Genomic DNA, 19692 nt, shown 5'->3' with positions numbered 1-19692 from the left:
GTCAGTACCTCACCCTCGGGTCGATGAACGCCGCGATGATGTCGACGACGAAGTTCGTGATGGCGACGATCACCGCGAGCAGCACGACGATGCCCTGCACGGCGACGTAGTCGCGCGACTCGATGAACTCGACGAGGATGAACCCGAGTCCCTTCCATTCGAAGGTCGTCTCGGTGAGCACCGCTCCCGAGAGCAGGAGGGCGATCTGCAGACCGATCACGGTCACGATCGGGATCAGCGCCGGTCGGTAGGCGTGCTTGCGGAGCAGCCGGAGCTCGCCCACTCCGCGCGAGCGGGCCGCATCGACGTAGTCCGTCGCCAAGGTGCCGATCACGTTCGTGCGAACCAGCCGGAGGAAGATTCCGGCGGTGAGGAGTCCGAGCGCGATGGCGGGCAGCACGGCGTGGGAGAGCACGTCGCCGAGCACCTCGGGGTTGCCGGTCATCAGGGCGTCGATCGTGTAGAAGCCCGTCTTGTTCGACAGGGTCTGCATCTGGAGTTCGGCGCTGACGCTGGCACGCCCGGCGACGGGGAACCACTTCAGCCACACCGAGAAGATCAGCTTGAGGATGAGTCCGGCGAAGAAGATCGGAACGGCGTACCAGTAGATGGCGAGCACGCGGAACACCGCGTCCTGCGGCTTGTCGCGGTAGTACGCCGTGAGCAGGCCGAGCGGGATGCCGATGACGAACGCGACGAGCAGCGAGTAGAAGACGAGCTCGAACGTGGCCGGCCCGTAGGTGGCGAGCACCTCGACGACCGGTCGGTTCGTGGTGAGGGTCTCGCCGAAGTTCAACGTCAGGAGCTGACCGAGGTACTCGAAGTACTGGACGAACAGCGGCCGGTCGTATCCGGCGGCGGCGCGCAACTCTGCGAGCGCCTCGGGTCCGAGCCGGCCTCCCTGCGCGGCTGTGATCGGGTCGCCCGTCGTGCGCATCAGGAAGAACACGAGGGTGACGAGGATGAAGATCGTCGGGAAGATCAGCAGGAAGCGGACGAGCAGGTAGCGGCCGAACCCGCCTCCTTGGGACTTCGGCTTGGGCCGTCTCGCAGCGGGCGCCGACGCTGATGGGTCGGCAATTTGTACAGTGCTCATGGAATCCTCAGGGGTACATGGGAACGGGGGCGACCCGCGGTAGCAGGTCGCCCCCGTCGTCGAGCTTCAACGACTCTAGTCCGTCGTCAGCCCTTCGAGAGTGCCGCGTAGCGGAATTTGAACGACGCGTCGAGCGTGTCTTCAGTGCCCTCCACGTCACTGCCCACGACTGCGACCTGCGCGCCCTGCATGTACGGGATCGTCGACAGGTCGGCCGCGACCTTGTCCTGGATCTCGCCGATGAGCGCCTCGCGAGCAGCCGGGTCGGCGGTGACGGCCTGCTCGAGGATCAGGTCGTTCACCTCGGCGTTGTCGTAGTGGTTCGCGAGGAAGTTCTCCGTCAGGAAGAACGGCGTGAGGTAGTTGTCGGCATCCGAGTAGTCGGGGAACCATCCCAGCTGGTACGCGGGGTAGAGGTCGGCCACGCGGTCCTCGGAGTACTGGACCCACTCGGTCGACTGCAGGTTCACGGCGAACAGGCCGCTCGACTCGAGGTTGTCCTTGATGATCGCGTACTCGTCGCTCGACGACGGTCCGTAGCGCTCGGCCACGTACTGGATCGAGATGTCGAGCGGCGTGGTGACGCCGGCGGCCTCGAGCACGGCGGCCGCCTTGTCGGCGTCGGGAGCACCGTTGCCGTCGCCGTAGAGCGACTTGAGCGCCTCGTTGGCACCCGTGAGGCCCTCGGGCACGTACGAGTACAGCGGGGTGAAGGTGCCCTTGTAGACGTCTTCGGAGATCGCGTCGCGGTCGATGAGGTTCGCGATCGCCTGGCGAACCGCGAGCGCCTTGGCCGGGTCGGCCTCGGCGGTCGTGGCGCCGAACGGCATCGTGTTGAAGTTGAACACGAGGTAGCGGATCTCGCCGCCGGGGCCGTCGACGACCTTGACGTTGTCGTTGCCGCGGAGGTCGTCGATGTCGGTTGCACTCAGCGTGCGGTGCGCGACGTCGACGTTGCCTTCCTGCACGTCGAGCTTCAGGTTCGAGGCATCCGTGTAGTACTTCACGTTGACCGTGTCGGTCTTCGCTTCGCCCAGGAGGCCGTCGTAGTCGGCGTTGGCCTTGTACGAGATCAGGTTGTTGAAGTCGTAGCTCGTGATGACGTACTGGCCGGCGAAGGCGTTGCCCGCGACGATGTCGTCGTCAGAGGTGAGCGAGTCGGCCGAGAAGACGTCTTCATCGACGATCGGACCGACCGGGCTCGACAGGATCTGCGGGAAGATCTGGTCGTTCTCGGACTTCAGGTTGAAGACGACCGTGGTGTCATCGACGGCGTCGACCGAGTCGAGGTTGTACAGCAGCGACGACGGGCCGTTCTCGTCGGCGATCGCGACCTGGCGGTCGAACGTGAACTTCACGTCGGACGCGGTGAGGTCGTTGCCGTTGGCGAACGTGAGATCGGGCTTGAGCGTCACGGTGTACTCGGTCGGTCCGGTGAACTCCGCGGACTCCGCGATGTCGGGCTCGACATCGGGGCTGCCGTAGGGCGTGTTCAGGAGGAACGGGAACACCTGGTTCTGCACGGCGAACGAGCCGTTGTCGTACGAGCCGGCCGGGTCGAGCGCCGTCACCTGCTCGGTGGTGCCGATCGTCAGCGTGCCACCGGTCGCCTCGGGGTCGCCGCCGCCCGCCGTGCAACCGGCGAGTGCGAGGGCGGTCACCGAGACACCGGCCGCCGCAATGAGGGCGCGACGCCGGTTCGTGGATGCGGATGTCATATCCGTCTACCTCTTCCTGTCAGGACTGAAACACGCGGCGACGGGTCGCGGCGTGTTGTCGTATCCCCCAGACCTAGCACACGGGGCCGAGGATCTTGCAGGGTCGTACTCGAAGACGGCCGAATGTTTATTGATCTGCAACCTTCCGCGCAAGGGACACGCATCAGAAGGGCTTTTCGTGCAGAAGCTTCAGTCAGCCCTGAGCGAGCGCCGCTCGGCCTCGATCTCGACGAGAGCGCGCTGCAATGCGCCGTAGGCGGCGAGGTCGGTGCGGTCGGTGCGCTGCAGACGCCCGAGCAACTCGGACTTCTGCCGCAGCAGCTCGCGATCGACGAGCGCGCTCACGACGGCCTGCACGTAGGCGCTGAGCTCGCCCTCGACGCGCTGCGGCACCGGTGCCACCGCGAGCTGTTGCACGAGCCCGGCGAACGGCGCCGGCACCTCGGCGATGACACGATCGACCCGCACGGCAGGATCGGGCGCGGCGAGCACCGAGGCGATGCCGTCACGGATCACGGCGAGCGACGGATTGCCGAAGCGACTGTCGACCGCGTGCCGCAGCAACTCGTCTCCGACGGCATCGGGGTACTGCAGCATCGCCTGGAGCGCGTCGCGTTCGAGCCTCGTGGCGGGGTCGCCCGGCAACTGCGTGATCGAGAACGGGCGCTCGGGGGCATCCGCCGCCTGGTCGGCCTCGGTTCGGGATGCCGCGGGCTGGGTGCCTCGCTCGCCCGCCTGCTTCGGCCGGCTCGACGCCGAGCGCACCGCCCGGGTGACCTCGCCGAGCTCGACGCCGAGCATGCGGGCGAGTTCGCGTGTGTACCCGGGTCGCATCGCGGGATCGCGGATCTCGGCGACCACCGGTGCCGCCGCCCGGAGTGCAGCGACCCGGCCTTCGACGGTCTCGAGGTCGTAGCGGGCGAGGGTGTGCCGGATCACGAAGTCGAACAACGGCGTGCGTGAGTCGATGAGCGTGCGCACCGCGGCGTCGCCGCGCGCCAGACGCAGGTCGCACGGGTCGAGCCCATCGGGCGCCACCGCCACGAACGTCTGCGCGGCGAAGCGCTGTTCTTCGCCGAAGGCGCGCATCGCCGCCTGCTGGCCGGCGGCATCGCCGTCGAAGGTGAACACGACCTCGCCGACGCCCGAGTCGTCGCCGAGCACCCGGCGCAGCACCTTGATGTGGTCGACCCCGAACGAGGTGCCGCAGGTCGCGATCGCGGTCGTGACCCCGGCGAGGTGGCAGGCCATGACGTCGGTGTAGCCCTCGACGACGACGACCCGGTGGGTCTTCGCGATGTCGCGCTTGGCGAGGTCGAGCCCGTAGAGCACTTGCGATTTGTGGTAGATCGCCGTCTCGGGGGTGTTCAGGTACTTGGGGCCCTTGTCGTCGTCGAGCAGTCGCCGAGCGCCGAAGCCGACGGTCTGGCCGGTGACGTCGCGGATCGGCCACACGAGCCGGCCGCGGAACCGGTCGTAGACGCCGCGGTCGCCCTGCGAGACGAGACCGGATGCCGCGAGCTCATCGGTCGTGAACCCCCGGGCCTTGAGGTGGCCGGTGAGCGCGTCCCAGCTCTTGGGCGCGAAGCCCACGCCGAAGCGACGGGCGGCTTCGGCATCGAAGCCGCGCTCGCCGAGGAACCGGCGGCCGACCTCGGCTTCGGGCGAGCCCAGGCGCTCGACGAAGAACTCGGCGGCGGCCTGGTTGGCGGCGAGGAGTCTGGCCCGGTTGCCGTGATCGGAGGCCTGGCCGCCGTCTTCGTAGTGGAGTTCGAAGCCGATGCGGCCCGCGAGCCGCTCGACGGCCTCGGTGAACGACACGTGATCCATGCGCTGCAGGAACGTGTAGGCGTCGCCCGACTCACCGCAGCCGAAGCAGTGGTAGTAGCCGAGGCCGGGTCGCACGTGGAAGCTCGGGCTGCGTTCGTCGTGGAAGGGGCAGAGGCCCTTCATCGAGCCGACGCCCGCCGACTTGAGACTGACGTGCTCGCCGACGATGTCGGCGATGTTCGTGCGGGCCTTCACCTCATCGACATCGCTCTGTCGAATTCGGCCCGCCATGGCTCTCATCCTAGTTCGCCGCAGGCGGTCGACGGCCGGAGGCGGGCACGCGATGTCGCGCGACGGCCGGGGATCACCGCTGCACGAGTCGCTCGTACCAGGCGAGGGCCGACTGGTCGGTGAGGCTGGCGACCTGGTCGACGACGACGCGCTTGCGAGCCGTGTCGTCGGCCGCGACGCTCCAGTCTTCGGCGAAGCCGGCATCGAGATGCTGCTCGCCCGACTCGAAGAGCACCGTCGCCAGTGACGTGAGCACCTCGCGCTGCTGGTGGTAGATCGGCTGCCGGGTGTTCTTCGACATCACGTACGCCGCCACGATGCCCTTCAGCACCGCGATCTCGGCCTGGATCTCGCGCGGCACGATCACGTCGGCGTCGAACCGGATGAGACTCGCGAGCGGGAACGCCGCCCTCGTGGCCGAGGTCGCGGCGCGTGCGAAGCGGCCGATGAGCTGGCTCGTGAGGTTCTTGAGCCGCCCCTGGTCGCGGCGGCTGCCGCTCCAGGTGTCGAGCCAGCCGTCGAGCGAATCGAGACGATCGAAGGCGGCGATGAGCTCGTCGTGCGTGATCGAACCGCCGATCCACTCGTACATCGACACGACGAGGCTCTCGTGGTCGACGCGCGCACCGAGTGCGGCCACGTCGATGTAGCCGTTCACCACGGCGTCTTCGAAGTCGTGCACCGAGTAGGCGATGTCGTCGGAGAGGTCCATGACCTGCGCCTCGATGCAGAGCCGGCGTTCGGGAGCGCCCGCGCGGAGCCACCGGAACACCTCGACATCGCCCTGGTAGAAGCCGAACTTGGCCCGGCCCGAGGGGTCGGCCACGCTCGTCGCCTCGGGCCACGGGTACTTGCAGCTGGCGTCGAGGCTCGCGCGGGTGAGGTTCAGCCCGTAGCTGCGCCCATCGGGCCCGAAGACTTTCGGTTCGAGCCTCGTGAGCAGTCGCAGCGTCTGCGCGTTGCCCTCGAAGCCGCCGATGTCGGCGGCCCAGCTGTTGAGCGCCTTCTCGCCGTTGTGCCCGAAGGGCGGGTGCCCGAGGTCGTGCGCGAGGCACGCGGTGTCGACGACGTCGGGGTCGAGCCCGAGGCTCGCGGCGAGCTCACGGCCGACCTGCGCCACCTCGAGCGAGTGCGTGAGACGGTTGCGGGCGAAATCGAGGCCGGCCGTGGGGCTCAGCACCTGAGTCTTCGCGGCGAGCCGTCGCAGCGCGCTCGAGTGCAGCAGCCGGGCGCGGTCGCGCGCGAAGTCGCTGCGCCTCGAGGAGTGCTCTTCGGGGAGCCAGCGTTCGGTGTCGGTGGCCTCGTAGCCCCCGAAGAGTCGTTCGCGCACGCTCAGCCGCCGCTCGTGTCGAGTTCGGCGTCGACGAGGGTGACCCGGTCGTGCCCGGCGAGCTCTTGCGAGTCGAGCCAGCCCTCGGGCAGCGACGGGCTCTTCGGCGTGCCGGCGCGCCCGCGCGGACCCTCTGCACCCTCGCCGGGGTAGGGCATCGACCAGTCGAGCGTGCCCAGCAGCTCGTCGAGCTGGTCGAGCGACTCGACGGTCGCGAGACGCGCCCGCAGGTCGCCGCCCACCGGGTAGCCCTTGAAGTACCAGGCGACGTGCTTGCGGATGTCGCGGCACCCGCGCTCTTCGCTGTCGAAGAACTCGGTGAGCAGTTCGGCATGCCGGCGGAACGTCTGCGCCACCTCGCCGAGCGACGGGCGGGCCGTGCGGTGCTCGCCGCGGAACGCCGCCGCGAGGTCGCCGAAGAGCCACGGCCGGCCGAGGCAGCCGCGCCCCACCACGACACCGTCGCAGCCGGTCTCGGCGACCATGCGGAGCGCGTCGTCGGCCGACCAGATGTCGCCGTTGCCGAGCACCGGCACGCTCGTGACCGTCTCTTTCAGCTTGGCGATGGCCGACCAGTCGGCCTCGCCGGAGTAGAACTCGGCGGCGGTGCGGGCGTGCAGCGCGACCGCGGCGACGCCGGCGCCCTCGGCGATGCGGCCGGCCTCGAGGTAGGTGAGGTGGTCGGCGTCGATGCCCTTGCGCATCTTGACGGTGAGCGGGATGTCGCCGGCGGCCTTCACCGCACCCTCGACGATGTCGCGGAAGAGCCCGCTCTTCCATGGCAGCGCGGCTCCCCCGCCCTTGCGGGTGACCTTCGGCACGGGGCATCCGAAGTTCAGGTCGATGTGGTCGGCCCGGTCTTCGGCGACGAGCATGGTGACCGCCTCGGCCACGGTCTTCGGGTCGACGCCGTAGAGCTGGATCGACCGCGGCGTCTCGGACTCGTGGTGGGTGATCAGTCGCATCGACTCGGGGGTGCGCTCGACGAGCGCGCGCGAGGTGATCATCTCGCTGACGTAGAGACCCGCGCCGAACTCGCGGCAGAGGCGGCGGAACGCGGTGTTCGTGATGCCCGCCATGGGGGCGAGCACGACGGGCACGTCGAGGGCGATGCCGCCGATCGTCAGCGGGCCCGCGGGAAGCGTGGTGGTGGAGGACATCACCGTCGATTCTCCCAGAGTTCCGGGCGCGCTCGCCCGTTCCGGCATCGCGCGCCTAGGATTCTCGGGAAGACGAGGCTGTGGAGGACGGAATGGCAGAGCTCACGGGCGCCGATCGAGTGCGAGCGGATGCCGCCGCGCGCGGCCTCGACGTCGAGATCATCGAACGCCCGGCCGCACGCAGCCTCGAGGAGGCCGCGGAGCTGCTCGGCATCACCCCGGCCGACATCGTCAAGTCGCTCGTCGTCAAGCGCAGCGACGACACCTACGTGTTCGCCCTCGTGCCCGGCGGTCGCAAGATCTCGTGGCCGAAGCTGCGAGCGCTCCTCGGGGTGAACAAGCTGCAATTGCCCGATGCCTCGCTCGCGCTCGCCGCGACCGGGTACGAACGCGGCACGATCACGCCCCTCGGCTCGACCACCGCGTGGCCCGTCGTCGCCGACGCCTCGATCCCGGGCCGCCGAGTGTCCATGGGCGCCGGCGAGCACGGGCGCAGCCTCTTCGTCGACGCCGACCGGCTCATCGCCGCGTTCGACGCGACGGTCGCCGACATCTCCGACCCCGAGTAGCGGCGGTCGCCGGGCCGTCAGGCCGTCGGCGCGGCGCCGGGGACGGAGCAGACGTCGCCCTCGCAGACCATCGCCGACGGGTCGCCCGTGATCATCGCGAAGGGCGCGGGCTCAGCGGCATCCGCTGCCTGTGCGATCTCGCTCACGCCGCGGCCCCGTCGCGCTCGCCGGCGACCTGCGTGAGCGCCTCGGCGAAGACCTCGGCCGGCTGCGCGCCGGAGATGCCGTACTTGCCATCGATCACGAAGAACGGCACCCCGTTGATGCCGTAGGCCTGCGCCTGAGCGATGTCCGCCTGCACGGCTGCTGCGTAGCGGCCCGACTCGAGCGCTTCGCGGGCGGCTTCGGGGTCGAGACCGACCTCGGCTCCGAGCTCGACGAGCTCCTCGATGCGGCCGACGTGGCGGCCCTCGGTGAAGTAGGCGCGCAGCAGCCGCTCGGTCAACTCGAGCTGCAGGCCCTGCTCCTTGGCGAAGTGCAGCAGTTCGTGCGCCTTCAACGTCTTGGTGTGCTGCAGCGCATCCAAGTCGTAGTCGAGCCCGGCCGTTGCGGCGACGCCCGTGACGTGCTGCAGCATCTGCTGCACCCGCTCGACGGGCAGGCCCTTGTGCTTGGCGAGGAAGTCGACCTCGCTGCCCTCGAAGTCCACCGGGGTATCGGGCGCGAGCTCGAAGGAGTGGTAGGTGATCTCGACCTCCGGTGCTTCGTCGCCGAGCGAGGCGATGCCGCTCTCGAGGTGGCGCTTGCCGATGTAGCACCACGGGCAGGCGATGTCGGACCAGATGTCGATCTTGATGGGTTCACTCACGAAATATGCGAACGGATGCATCGGGGTCCGTATTCCCGCAACCGACTCACTCCGCGTCACACTCCAGGATCAGTACGCTCGGACGCCGGAGCCCGCTCGTCACCGATGCCGCCGAAGCCTGGCTCGCACGCACCTTCTGATCGGTCAGCTGACGGTCGTCGGCGTATCGACCGCACCGCCGAAGCGGCGGTTGCGGCCCGCGTAGAGCTCGATGGCCTGCCAGAGGTCGACCCTCGAGAAATCGGGCCACAACGTGTCGAGGAACACCATCTCGGCGTATGCCGACTGCCACAGCATGAAGTTCGAGGTGCGCTGCTCCCCGGAGCTGCGCACGAACAGGTCGACGTCGGGCAGATCGGGCACGTAGAGCCGCTTCGCGATGAGCTTCTCGGAGACGGCCGACGGGCGCAGCCGACCGGATGCCACGTCGTCGGCGATCGACCGCACGGCGTCGGCGATCTCGGTGCGACCGCCGTAGTTCACGCACATCGTGAGGGTCAGCGTGTCGTTGCCGGCGGTCAGTTGCTCGGCGTACTGCAGCTCGTTGATGACCGAGGTCCACAGGCGCGGCCGCCGCCCGGCCCAGCGGATGCGCACGCCCCACTCGTTGAGCTGATCGCGGCGGCGGTGCAGCACATCGCGGTTGTACCCCATGAGGAAGCGCACCTCCTCGGGCGAGCGCTTCCAGTTCTCGGTCGAGAACGCGTAGACCGAGAGGTGCTTCACACCCGCCTGGATGGCGCCCGCGACGACGTCGAGCAGCGCCGCCTCGCCGGCCTTGTGCCCCTCGATGCGGGTGAGACCGCGGCGGTTGGCCCAGCGGCCGTTGCCGTCCATCACGATGGCGACGTGCGCCGGCACCGCGCCCTTCGGAAGCTCGGGCGGGTAGAGGCCCGTCCAGTCGAGCGGCCGGTAGGGAACGGCGTCGCGATGGGTGAAGGGCTTCGGGCTCACTGGGCGGTCGTCTCTCTGGATACGTGCGGCAGGGAGCGGAGGCCCCGCTCGAGGTGCCACTGGGTGTACGCGGCGATGATGCCGCTGGCCTGGCCGCGATCGCGGTCGCTCGAGGCCTTCGCGAACGCCCAGTCGCCGGCGAGCAGCGCGCCGAGGAGCGCCACGGTGGAGCCGGCGATGCGCGGCGTGCCGGGCGGCGCGCACTCGTCGCAGACGACACCGCCGAGCTGCACGACCACCGCCGTGTGCTCGCCGACCTTGCCGCAGCGGGCGCAGTCCTGGAAGCTGGGCGCCCACCCGGCGAGGGCGAGCGCCCGCAGCAGGTAGGAGTCGAGGGTGAGGCTCGCACCGTGCTCACGTCGCGAGAGCGAGCGCAGCGCACCGACGAGCAGCAGGTACTGCTGCAGCGAGCCCTCGGCCTCGGTGAGCTTGTCGGCGGCCTCGACCATGGCGTTCGCGGCCGTGTAGGCGGAGTAGTCCTGCGTGATGAGCGCACCGTAGGCGCCGAGCGACTCGGCCTGGGTGACGACGTCGAGGCTGCGGCCCTCGTAGAGCTGCAGGTCGGCGACCATGAACGGTTCGAGCCGCGAACCGAACTTCGAACCGGTGCGCCGCACGCCCTTGGCGACCGCGCGGACCTTGCCGTGCTCCCGGGTCAGCAGGGTGACGATGCGGTCGGCTTCGCCCAGCTTGTGGGTTCGCAGCACGACGGCTTCATCTCGGTACACGGGCACCCTTCATTCTCCCACCCCCCGCTGTCGAACCGGGCGAAGCGGATGCCGCGGCGCGGATGCCGACCGGTGGGGACCGCGCATGATTCACTGGTGCCGTGAGCTCCGCACTCTTCACGATCCCCCTCTGGCTCGACCTCGTCGCCGTGGCCATCGGAGCCATCCAGGGGGCGATGTTCGCCGCACGCCTGACCGAACGCCGCATCGACCTGCTGGGCGTCGCCCTCATCGGCGTCATCGTCGGACTCGGCGGCGGTCTCATGCGCGACCTGCTGCTGAACCAGCTTCCCGCCGCGATCTCGAGCAACTGGTACCTGCCCATCGCGACCGCCGCCGCCCTGCTCGGCATGGCCCTGCTGCGCCTCTTCACGAAGCTCAACGGGCTCATCATCGCGCTCGACGCGGTGACGATCGGCCTGTTCGGCGCGATCGGCACGTCGAAGGCGCTCGCCTACGGTGTCCCCGTGGTGCCGGCGGTGTTCATCGGCGTGCTCTCCGCTGTCGGCGGATCAATCCTCCGCGACGTTGCCCTGAACCTGCCCATCGCGCTCATGCACGTCGGCTCGCTCTACGCCATCGCCGCGACCGCCGGCGCGATGCTCCTCGTCGTGCTCGCCGCGCTCGGCGTGAACATCGTCATCGCCGGGATGGCCTGCGTCGTCGTGACCACCCTCACCCGCCTCGGTTCGGTGCGCTTCGGCTGGAGCCTGCCCGAGCAGCGCGCCCTCGGCAGCTGGAAGGTCTGGCGCCGAGCCTGAGCGAACTCCGGCGCCGTTCGCGGCAGCCGCGAACGTGCGGATGCCGCGTGCACACCGTGCACGCGGCATCCGACCTCGTCAGACCCCGACGGCCTCGCGCTCGGTCGTGGACGGCACCGCGGTGCGGATCGCGCGGTTGACCGCCGACACGACCGCCTTGAGCGATGCCGTGGAGATGTCTGCGTCGATGCCGACGCCCCAGAGCACACGGCCTTCGACCTCGAGCTCGACGTACGCCGCCGCGAGCGAGTTTCCGCCGGCGGCGAGGGAGTGCTCGACGTAGTCGCGCAGGTGCACCTCGACGCCCTCGCCCCCGAGCACGGCGAGGAACGCCGAGATCGGGCCGTTGCCGCTCGCGTCGGCCTCGACGCGCTCGTCGCCGTCGCGGAGGCCGACCCGCACGTTCACGACGCCGTCGAGCGCGCTCTCGGTGCGCAGCGACAGCAGCTCGAAGCGGCCCCACTTCTCGTCGGGGCGATCGTGCGGCGCCGGCAGGTACTCGTCGTTGAAGACGCGCCAGATCTCATCGCTCGAGACCTCGCCGCCCTCGGCGTCGGTCTTGGCCTGCACGACGCCCGAGAACTCGATCTGCAGGCGGCGCGGCAGGTCGAGCGCGTGGTCGGCCTTCAACAGGTAGGCGACTCCGCCCTTGCCCGACTGCGAGTTCACGCGGATGACCGCCTCGTAGCTGCGGCCGAGATCGCGCGGGTCGACGGGCAAGTACGGAACCGCCCATTCGAGTTCGCCGAGGGTGACGCCACGTCGCTCGGCCTCGGCGTCCATCGCCTCGAAGCCCTTCTTGATGGCGTCTTGGTGCGAGCCCGAGAACGCGGTGTAGACGAGGTCGCCCGCCCACGGGTGGCGCTCGGGCACCGGCAGTTGGTTGCAGTACTCGACGGTGCGCTTCACCTCGTCGATGTCGGAGAAGTCGATCTGCGGGTCGATGCCCTGGGTGAAGAGGTTGATGCCGAGCGCGACGAGGTCGACGTTGCCGGTGCGCTCGCCGTTGCCGAACAGGCAGCCCTCGATGCGGTCGGCGCCCGCGAGGTAGCCGAGCTCGGCGGCGGCGACCGCGGTGCCGCGGTCGTTGTGCGGATGCAGCGAGAGCAGCACGTTCTCACGGTGCGCGAGGTGCCGCGACATCCACTCGATCGAGTCGGCGTAGACGTTGGGCGTCGCCATCTCGACCGTCGCCGGCAGGTTGATGATGACCTTGCGCTCGGGAGTCGGCTCGAGCACCTCGAGCACCTGGTTGCACACGTCGACCGCGAACTCGAGCTCGGTGCCGGTGTAGCTCTCGGGCGAGTACTCGTAGTAGACGGTCGTGCCGGGAACGCTCGCCTCCATCTCGCGGCACTTGCGAGCCCCGTGCAGCGCGATGTCGATGATGCCCTGCTTGTCGGTGCGGAAGACCACCTCGCGCTGCAGCACACTCGTCGAGTTGTAGAGGTGCACGATCGCCTGCTTCGCGCCCGCGATCGACTCGTAGGTGCGCTCGATCAGGTGGTCGCGCGCCTGCGTCAGCACCTGGATGGTGACGTCGTCGGGGATCGCCTGCTCGTCGATGAGGCTCCGCACGAAGTCGAAGTCGGTCTGGCTCGCCGAGGGGAAGCCGACCTCGATCTCCTTGTAGCCCATCTTGACCAGCAGGTCGAACATGATGCGCTTGCGCTCGGGGCTCATCGGATCGATGAGGGCCTGGTTGCCGTCGCGCAGGTCGACGGCGCACCAGCGCGGCGCCCGCTCGATGCGCCGGTCGGGCCACGTGCGGTCGGGCAGCTCGACGCGGATCTGCTCGTGGAACGGGCGATAGCGATGCACGGGCATCGACGACGGCTTCTGGGTGTTCTGCATGAGGTGCTCTTCTCGCTTACGGATGGGTTTCAGCCGACGACGAACTCCGCAGCGAGGGAGGCCTGAGACTAGGACTCGCTGCGGCAGCTAAGGAGAAGCAGGCCGTGAAGCACATGCCAAGGCTAACACCGCCCGCACTCGGGCGCACAACATGACGGAACGAGCGGATGCCCGCGCGAGGCATCCACTCGTTCCGTTCCCCTCGCCGCCTCGCGGCACCGATCCCGTGTCGACCGCGAGGATTCCTAGTCGACCGCGAGCGCGACCACCGGCGAGACCCGCATCGCGCGCCGCGCCGGGGCGATCGAGGCGACGAGGGTCAGCACCGCCGCCGCGACGAGCAGCCCGCCGAACAACGCCCACGGGATGCCGGGCAGCACGAAGACCGGTTCGCCCTGCGCACCCCCGAGGAGCGCCTGCGCCCCGGCCCAGCCGTAGCCGAATCCCAGCACGATGCCGGTCGCGGTCGCAGCGAGGGTGAGCGCCGCGCTCTCGACGACGATCATCCGCCGCAACTGCCGACGGTCGAAGCCGAGTGCCCGCAGCAGGCCGAGCTCACGCGTGCGCTGCATCACGCTGAGCGAGAGCGTGTTCACCATGCCGATCGCCGCGATCAGTGCGCTGAAGCCGATGAGCACCGTGAAGATCGCGACCGTGACGTTCAGCATCTCCTCGATGCCCGCGTACACCTCGGGTTGCGCCTGCTGAGCGGCGAGCAGCATCGCCCGGTACGACTCCATGGTCACCGAGAACGTCGTCACGAGCGTGACGCCGATGACGAGCCCGATCGTCATGCGAGAGCTGCGCTCGGGATGGCGCACCGCGTTCTCGGCGGCGAGTCGAGCCGCCGGCGAGTTGCCGAGCAGTCGGCCGATGAGGCGCAGCACCGGGGGCATCACGACATGCGCGCCGAGCACGATGCCGGTGAACGAGACGATCCCGCCGAGCATGCCGAGCAGTACGCCGTAGGGTTCGGTGAGCCCCCAGATGACGCCCGCCGCGAGCATGCCGACGCCGGCGACGAACAGCACGAGCGCGGTGACGTTGCGGCCGCGGCGGCGCCCGAGCTCCTCGCGATCCTGCTCGTTCGCGTTGCCGATCGCCTCGATCGGCCGAACGCGCAGCACCCGCCGCGAGCCGGCCCACGATGCCAGCCACGTCGTGACGATGACCGCGATCGCGGGCAGCACGACCATGGCGTCGAGGTAGTCGTACTCGACTGCCGGCATGAGCTCGCCCGCGACGGCGATCCCCCCGAGCCCTGCGGCGATGCCGGTGCCGAGCACGACGCCGATCGCCGCGCCCGCGACTCCGACGAGCAGCCCCTCCTTCGCGATCTGCGTGCGCTGCGCTCGAGCGCTCGATCCGATGAGGCGCAGCAGCGCGATGAGGCGCGTGCGGCCGGCGACGACGGTCGCGACGGTGTTCGCCGTCACGATCGCACTCACGTAGATCGCGATCACGATGAAGACGATCGCGACGATGTCGAGCATGAGCGAGACCGTGTCGCTGCCACCGGTGACGTCGTCGGCGGCGATCGCTGCGGCGAGCAGCCCGGTGATGTGCAGCAGCGCCACGCCGAACGTGCCCGCGAGCGCCGCGACGAGCAGCGTCGGCCATTGGTCCTTCAGCCTGGTGCCCATCAGGCCGCGGCCTCCATCGAGAGCATGAACGACGAGATCTCCTCGGCGCTCGAGCGCGTCGAGTCGCGCACGATGCGACCGTCGGCCAGGTACAGGATGCGATCGGCGTGACTCGCGGCAACCGGGTCGTGGGTGACCATCGCGATCGACTGACCGTAGCGGGCGCTCGCGGTCGCGAGGAGCGCGAGCACCTCGCGACCGGTGCGCGAGTCGAGGTTGCCGGTCGGCTCGTCGGCGAAGACGAGGTCGGGGCGGGTTGCGAGTGCGCGCGCGATGGCGACACGCTGCTGCTGGCCGCCCGAGAGCTCGTGCGGGCGGTGCCCGATCCGCGATCGAAGGCCGAGCGTGTCGAAGAGCTCGTCGATCCAGGCCTGTTCCTCGCGGGTCGGTCGGCGCCCGTCGAGATCGAACGGCAGCATCACGTTGCCGCGCACGTCGAGTGTCGGCACGAGATTGAACGACTGGAAGACGAAGCCGATCCGGCGTCGCCGGAGCACGGTGAGCGCCGAGTCGGGCAGTTCGGTGATCTCGGTGTCGCCGAGCCACACCCGGCCCGTGCTCGGCGCATCGAGGCCAGCCATGATGTGCATGAGCGTCGACTTGCCCGAACCCGACGGGCCCATGATGGCGGTGAACTCGCCGCGGCGAAGACCGAGCGAGACTTCGTCGAGGGCGGTGACGGCCCCCGAGCCGTCTCCGTAGCGCTTGCCGAGTTCGGCGACGCGGGCGATCAGGCCGAGGTCAGAGGGTTGGATCTGCATGACTTCGACGCTACGGACGGCGGGGGCGGCGGGGCATCCGGCGCATGGATGGTTCGGCGTCATCCTCTGGGATGACCACGCGTCAGCCTCGGACGCTCGTCACGGAACCGGCGGGAGCTCGTGCTCGTAGGCGAACACGACGAGCTGCACCCGGTCGCGCAGGCCGAGCTTCGCGAGAATACGGCTGACGTGCGTCTTCACGGTCGCCTCCGAGAGGAACTCGGATGCGGCGATCTCTCCGTTGCTGAGCCCTCGGGCGGCCAAGCCGAAGATCTCTCGCTCACGCGGGGTGAGCTCCGACCACGCCGCGGGCGCCGGCTGCCGGCCGCTCCCCCGGCCCAGATGCGCGAACAGCGCCCTCGTCGCAGCGGCGGCGATCACCTGGTTTCCCTGGTGAACCGTGCGCACGGCCGCGAGCAGGAACTCGGGATCGGCGTCTTTCAGCACGAAACCGCTCGCTCCCGCGCGGATCGCCCGCGCCGCGTTCTCGTCGAGGTCGAAGGTCGTGAGCACGATGATGCGAGGCGCCTGTGCTCCGTCGCGGTCGGCCTCGGCGATGATCCGCTCGGTCGCGGCGATGCCGTCCTGCACCGGCATCCGAACGTCCATGAGCACGACGTCGGGCCGTTCGCGGCGTACGAGGTCGACCGCGGCCGCGCCGTCACCCGCCTCGCCGACGACCTCGAGGTCGGGTTGGGACTCGATGAGCATGCGCACGCCGGCGCGGAACAACGCCTGGTCGTCGACCAGAGCGACCCGGATGCCGTTCACGCCGGCCTGCCAGCCTGCGCCGGGATGCGCGCGGCCAGCCGGAACATCCCGTCGTCGCCGGCCTCGGCCTGCAGGGTGCCGCCGGCGAGCTGGGCGCGCTCACGCATGCCCGGGATTCCGTGGCGGAACGCGTGCGACTCGGGCGCGGGGGCATCCGCTCGCCTGGCGTTCACGAGTGCGATCGCGACACCGTCGGCGTCCCAGCGGAACTCGAGGCGCACCGGTTCGGTGACGTCGCCGTGGCGGAGCGCATTGGTGAGACCTTCCTGCACGATGCGGTAGACCGCGATCTGGTGTCCGGTGCCGAGCGGCAGCCGCAGCCCGGTCTCGGTGAAGTGCACGTCGAGGCCGGCGGCGCGCACCTGGTCGAGCAGGCCGTCGAGATCGTCGAGCACCGGTTGCGGGGCGCCCGCCTCGTCGTGACGGAGTTCGGCGAGGAGCAGTCGAACGTCTCCGAGCGCGCCGCGCGCGACCCCCGCGATCGTGCCGAGCGCCTCGACCGCCGCCTCGGGCCGCGACGAAGCCGCGAAGCGGGCACCGTCGGCCTGGGCGATGACGACGGCGAGCGAGTGGGCGACGACGTCGTGCATGTCGCGGGCGATGCGGTTGCGCTCCTGCTCGACGACGTACCGGTACTCGACGAGCTCACGCTCGCGGTTCGCTACCTCCTCGCGGCGGCGCACCTCTCGGGTGTCGCGCACCGAGCGCACGAGTAGGCCGGCCGTCCACGACAGCACGAGCACCGCGATCGAGGCGACGAACAGCACCAGGGTCAGCATGAGCATGCCGATCGTGTCTTGCGACCCGGTGAACCCGGCATTGTCGATGAGCGGCTTCACGACCGCGAGGTAGCCGGTGGCGAGCAGTGCCCCCACCCCCGCTGACGCGAGCCCCAGCCACTTCACGAGCCGGCCGCCGTGCGCCGCAGTGGAGTAGAGCACCCCGAACACCGCGGCGTCGTAGAGCTGCAGGTCGCGCAGCATGAGCATCTGGGCGAGCGCCGCCGCCCAGGCGAGGCCCAGCGACCAGGCCGGCGAATACCGCCGCACCGCGAGTGCCGCCGCGAACACGACGAGCAGCACGAGGTCGGCCCACCCGCCGAGCACGGCGAACGGCACGCAGGCCAGGGCGAAGACGGCCGCGAGCACGATGTCGGTCGTGAGCTTCGCGCGGCTGATCCTGGGCACCGATCCAACGTACGCGCTCTCGGCGGCCTCCGCCGCCGTCATGGCGCGGAATCATCCTCGAGTCGTACGTTGTGGCGGGCGGCGCGACTCAGAATCCGAGGCGACCGAGCTGCTTCGGGTCGCGCTGCCACTCCTTGGCGACCTTCACGTGCAGCGCGAGGTGCACCTTGCGACCGAGCAGGCCCTCGATCTGCGCGCGGGCGGTCGTGCCGACCTCGCGCAGCCGCGAGCCGCCCTTGCCGATGATGATGCCCTTCTGGCTGTCGCGCTCGACGTAGAGGTTCGCGTAGATCTCAAGCAGGTCCTTGTCTTCGCGCTCGACCATGTCGTCGACCGTGACGGCGATCGAGTGCGGCAGTTCGTCGGAGACGCCTTCGAGCGCAGCCTCGCGGATGAACTCGGCGATGCGCTCGCTCGTGTCTTCGTCGGTCAGGGTCTCGGCCGGGTAGAGCGGCTGGTCGGACTCCGGCACGAGCGCGAGCAATTCGTCGACGAGCACGTCGAGCTGCTCGCCGCGTGGTGCAGAGACCGGGATGATCGCCGCCCAGTCTCGGAGCTCGGACACCGCGAGCAACTGCTCGGCCACCTTGGCTTTCGACGTGGCATCCGTCTTCGTGACGATCGCGACCTTCTTGGCCCGCGGATACTGCTCGAGCTGCTCGTTGATGTATCGGTCGCCCGGGCCGATCGGCTCGTTGGCCGGCACGCAGAAGGCGATGACGTCGACATCGCCGAGGGTCGACTGCACGAGTGAGTTGAGGCGCTCGCCGAGGAGGGTGCGCGGCCGGTGCAATCCAGGCGTGTCGACGAGGATCAACTGGCCGTGCTCACGGTGCACGATGCCGCGGATGGCGCGGCGAGTCGTCTGCGGCTTCGAACTCGTGATCGCGACCTTCTCGCCGACGAGGGCGTTTGTGAGGGTCGACTTGCCGACATTCGGTCGCCCCACGAACGAGACGAATCCGGCACGGTACTCAGCCACGGCTGTTCCTTCCATCGGGGTCGCTCGACTCGAACGCGCTCTGCACGTCGATGAGCGCCTGGTCGCGTTCGACGAGGATCGTCGAGATGCGCTTGCGACGGCCTTCGGTGCGCTCGGCCTCGAGCACGAGTCCCGAGACCGTGACCCGCTCGCCGGGCTGCGCCAGGCGACCGAGTTCCTTCGCGAGCAATCCGCCGGCCGAGTCGACGTCCTCGTCTTCGATGTCGAGGCCGAACAGCTCGCCGAGCTCGTCGATCGGCAGTCGCGCGTTGACGCGGTACCGGCCCTCGCCGAGGTCTTCGACCTGCGCCGCCTCGCGGTCGTACTCGTCGGAGATGTCGCCGACGAGTTCCTCGATGACGTCTTCGAGCGTGACCAGGCCGGCGATGCCGCCGTACTCGTCGACCACCATCGCGAGGTGATTCGACTCGAGCTGCATCTTGCGCAGCAGCGCATCGGCCTTCATCGAGTCGGGCACGAAGACCGCCGGGCGCACGAGCTCGCCGACGGTGAGCCCCTCGGCGTCGAGCGGGCGCTCGAAGCCGAGGCGGGCGAGATCGCGCAGATAGAGGATGCCGGTGACATCGTCGGCGTCGCGTTCGATGACCGGAATGCGCGAGTAGCCAGCATTCAGGAAGACCGCCATGGCGTGCGAGAGATGTGCCGTGGACTCGATCGTGATCATGTCGGTGCGCGGCACCATGACCTCGCGCGCGACGGTGTCGTTGAACTCGAAGATCGAGTGGATGAGCTCGCGGTCGCCCTCCTCGAGCACGTCGAATTCGGCCGCCTCGTCGACCATGCTGAGCAGCTCCTCTTCGCTCGAGACACCGGCGAAGCGGTTGCGCCCGGGGGTGACCCGGTTGCCGAGCGAGACGAGGGCTCCGGCGAGCGGCCCGAGCAGCACGCGCAGGAAGTGCACGAGCGGCGCGGTCGACCGCAGCACCGTGGCAGCGTTGACGCGGCCGACGCTGCGCGGACTCGCACCGACGAGCACGAACGAGACGGCGGTCATGATGAGTGCGGAGAAGAGCAGCACGAGCCACACGTTGTCGAGGAAGGACACGAACGCGAGCGTCACGAGCACGGCCGCGGTCGTCTCCGCGATGATGCGCATGAAGTTGACCGCGTTGACGTGGGCGCCGGTGTCGTCGGCGATCGCGAGCAGCGATCGCCGGGCGCGCGACTCGAGGGCCAGTTCGGTCACGTCGGCGCGCGATGTCGAGGCGATCGCGGAGTCGACGGCGGCCATGAGACCGCCGAACGCGACGAGCACGAAGGCCGCGCCGAGGAAGAGCCAGGGCTGCAT

18 protein-coding genes are annotated in these 19692 nt (G+C 69.4%); 2 read left to right on the top strand and 16 right to left on the bottom strand.

Annotation, left to right across the window (positions count from 1 at the left end; all coding sequences use genetic code 11):
• Window position 1 precedes the first annotated feature (1 nt).
• The 5 genes from DCE93_RS06755 to dusB all read right to left on the bottom strand — a co-directional run bounded on the left by DCE93_RS06755 (window position 2) and on the right by dusB (window position 7365).
• The gene (locus DCE93_RS06755) at window positions 2-1096 is read right to left on the bottom strand and encodes an ABC transporter permease (RefSeq protein WP_108595210.1); all 1095 of its coding nucleotides are present in this window, start codon (window positions 1094-1096) and stop codon (window positions 2-4) included.
• 86 nt (window positions 1097-1182) lie between these two features.
• Entirely contained in the window at window positions 1183-2814 is a 1632-nt protein-coding gene (locus tag DCE93_RS06750) for an ABC transporter substrate-binding protein (protein WP_108595209.1), read from the bottom strand.
• Window positions 2815-3003: 189 nt separating this feature from the next.
• Window positions 3004-4875: a DNA primase gene (gene dnaG / locus DCE93_RS06745; protein ID WP_108595208.1), complete on the bottom strand. Its 1872-nt coding sequence runs from the start codon at window positions 4873-4875 to the stop codon at window positions 3004-3006.
• A 73-nt stretch (window positions 4876-4948) separates the two neighbouring features.
• Window positions 4949-6205, bottom strand: a complete 1257-nt coding sequence (locus DCE93_RS06740; RefSeq protein WP_108595207.1) for a deoxyguanosinetriphosphate triphosphohydrolase — start codon at window positions 6203-6205, stop codon at window positions 4949-4951.
• A gap of 2 nt (window positions 6206-6207) precedes the next feature.
• On the bottom strand, window positions 6208-7365 hold the full coding sequence (gene dusB, locus DCE93_RS06735) for a tRNA dihydrouridine synthase DusB (RefSeq protein WP_108595206.1): 1158 nt from the start codon (window positions 7363-7365) through the stop codon (window positions 6208-6210).
• Between the two features lie 92 nt (window positions 7366-7457).
• Here dusB and DCE93_RS06730 point away from each other — a divergent pair, with 92 nt between their 5' ends.
• Window positions 7458-7934, top strand: coding sequence for an aminoacyl-tRNA deacylase (locus tag DCE93_RS06730; protein WP_108595205.1), 477 nt, complete (start codon window positions 7458-7460; stop codon window positions 7932-7934).
• 17 nt (window positions 7935-7951) lie between these two features.
• Here the strand turns inward: DCE93_RS06730 and DCE93_RS14900 are convergent, their stop codons facing one another.
• From DCE93_RS14900 to recO, 4 genes are all read right to left on the bottom strand, one after another.
• On the bottom strand, window positions 7952-8080 hold the full coding sequence (locus DCE93_RS14900; protein WP_268876772.1) for a hypothetical protein: 129 nt from the start codon (window positions 8078-8080) through the stop codon (window positions 7952-7954).
• Window positions 8077-8742, bottom strand: coding sequence for a DsbA family oxidoreductase (locus DCE93_RS06725; RefSeq protein WP_108596638.1), 666 nt, complete (start codon window positions 8740-8742; stop codon window positions 8077-8079). Before DCE93_RS06725 ends, DCE93_RS14900 begins: the two co-directional genes overlap by 4 nt.
• A 144-nt stretch (window positions 8743-8886) precedes the next feature.
• Window positions 8887-9696 carry an isoprenyl transferase gene (locus tag DCE93_RS06720; RefSeq protein WP_108595204.1) on the bottom strand — a complete coding sequence of 270 codons (810 nt, stop codon included), beginning with the start codon at window positions 9694-9696 and terminating at the stop codon, window positions 8887-8889.
• Window positions 9693-10430 (bottom strand): DNA repair protein RecO, encoded by a 738-nt coding sequence (gene recO, locus DCE93_RS06715; RefSeq protein WP_108595203.1) that lies wholly within the window; start codon window positions 10428-10430, stop codon window positions 9693-9695. Before recO ends, DCE93_RS06720 begins: the two co-directional genes overlap by 4 nt.
• A gap of 95 nt (window positions 10431-10525) precedes the next feature.
• On the opposite strand from recO, the gene DCE93_RS06710 reads away from it, so the two are divergent.
• Window positions 10526-11185 carry a trimeric intracellular cation channel family protein gene (locus tag DCE93_RS06710; protein WP_108595202.1) on the top strand — a complete coding sequence of 220 codons (660 nt, stop codon included), beginning with the start codon at window positions 10526-10528 and terminating at the stop codon, window positions 11183-11185.
• A gap of 78 nt (window positions 11186-11263) precedes the next feature.
• On the opposite strand, the gene leuA is transcribed toward DCE93_RS06710, so the two are convergent.
• The 7 genes from leuA to DCE93_RS06675 form a co-directional block, all read right to left on the bottom strand.
• Window positions 11264-13039 carry a 2-isopropylmalate synthase gene (gene leuA / locus DCE93_RS06705; protein ID WP_108595201.1) on the bottom strand — a complete coding sequence of 592 codons (1776 nt, stop codon included), beginning with the start codon at window positions 13037-13039 and terminating at the stop codon, window positions 11264-11266.
• Window positions 13040-13284: 245 nt separating this feature from the next.
• Entirely contained in the window at window positions 13285-14682 is a 1398-nt protein-coding gene (locus DCE93_RS06700) for an ABC transporter permease (RefSeq protein WP_108595200.1), read from the bottom strand.
• Window positions 14682-15443, bottom strand: coding sequence for an ABC transporter ATP-binding protein (locus DCE93_RS06695; protein WP_108595199.1), 762 nt, complete (start codon window positions 15441-15443; stop codon window positions 14682-14684). The genes DCE93_RS06700 and DCE93_RS06695 overlap by 1 nt, the downstream gene beginning before the upstream one ends.
• 99 nt (window positions 15444-15542) lie before the next feature.
• Window positions 15543-16214 (bottom strand): response regulator, encoded by a 672-nt coding sequence (locus DCE93_RS06690; RefSeq protein WP_108595198.1) that lies wholly within the window; start codon window positions 16212-16214, stop codon window positions 15543-15545.
• The gene (locus DCE93_RS06685; RefSeq protein ID WP_244284260.1) at window positions 16211-17401 is read right to left on the bottom strand and encodes a sensor histidine kinase; all 1191 of its coding nucleotides are present in this window, start codon (window positions 17399-17401) and stop codon (window positions 16211-16213) included. The genes DCE93_RS06690 and DCE93_RS06685 overlap by 4 nt, the downstream gene beginning before the upstream one ends.
• Window positions 17402-17489: 88 nt before the next feature.
• Window positions 17490-18398: a GTPase Era gene (era, locus tag DCE93_RS06680; protein ID WP_108595196.1), complete on the bottom strand. Its 909-nt coding sequence runs from the start codon at window positions 18396-18398 to the stop codon at window positions 17490-17492.
• On the bottom strand, window positions 18376-19692 hold the full coding sequence (locus tag DCE93_RS06675) for a hemolysin family protein (RefSeq protein WP_108595195.1): 1317 nt from the start codon (window positions 19690-19692) through the stop codon (window positions 18376-18378). The genes era and DCE93_RS06675 overlap by 23 nt, the downstream gene beginning before the upstream one ends.

The organism is Agromyces badenianii, from assembly GCF_003070885.1.
GTDB lineage: Bacteria > Actinomycetota > Actinomycetes > Actinomycetales > Microbacteriaceae > Agromyces > Agromyces badenianii.
This window is presented reverse-complemented; position numbering and strand designations above follow the sequence as displayed.

Bases quoted from the DNA above. Each gene is read 5' to 3' on its own strand.
- DCE93_RS06695 (WP_108595199.1), bottom strand. From the start codon at position 15,443: ATGCAGATCCAACCCTCTGACCTCGGCCTGATCGCCCGCGTCGCCGAA.
- DCE93_RS06730 (WP_108595205.1), top strand. From the start codon at position 7,458: ATGGCAGAGCTCACGGGCGCCGATCGAGTGCGAGCGGATGCCGCCGCG.
- DCE93_RS06700 (WP_108595200.1), bottom strand. From the start codon at position 14,682: ATGGGCACCAGGCTGAAGGACCAATGGCCGACGCTGCTCGTCGCGGCG.
- leuA (WP_108595201.1), bottom strand. From the start codon at position 13,039: ATGCAGAACACCCAGAAGCCGTCGTCGATGCCCGTGCATCGCTATCGC.
- dusB (WP_108595206.1), bottom strand. From the start codon at position 7,365: ATGTCCTCCACCACCACGCTTCCCGCGGGCCCGCTGACGATCGGCGGC.
- DCE93_RS06755 (WP_108595210.1), bottom strand. From the start codon at position 1,096: ATGAGCACTGTACAAATTGCCGACCCATCAGCGTCGGCGCCCGCTGCG.
- era (WP_108595196.1), bottom strand. From the start codon at position 18,398: ATGGAAGGAACAGCCGTGGCTGAGTACCGTGCCGGATTCGTCTCGTTC.
- dnaG (WP_108595208.1), bottom strand. From the start codon at position 4,875: ATGGCGGGCCGAATTCGACAGAGCGATGTCGATGAGGTGAAGGCCCGC.
- DCE93_RS06750 (WP_108595209.1), bottom strand. From the start codon at position 2,814: ATGACATCCGCATCCACGAACCGGCGTCGCGCCCTCATTGCGGCGGCC.
- DCE93_RS06675 (WP_108595195.1), bottom strand. From the start codon at position 19,692: ATGCAGCCCTGGCTCTTCCTCGGCGCGGCCTTCGTGCTCGTCGCGTTC.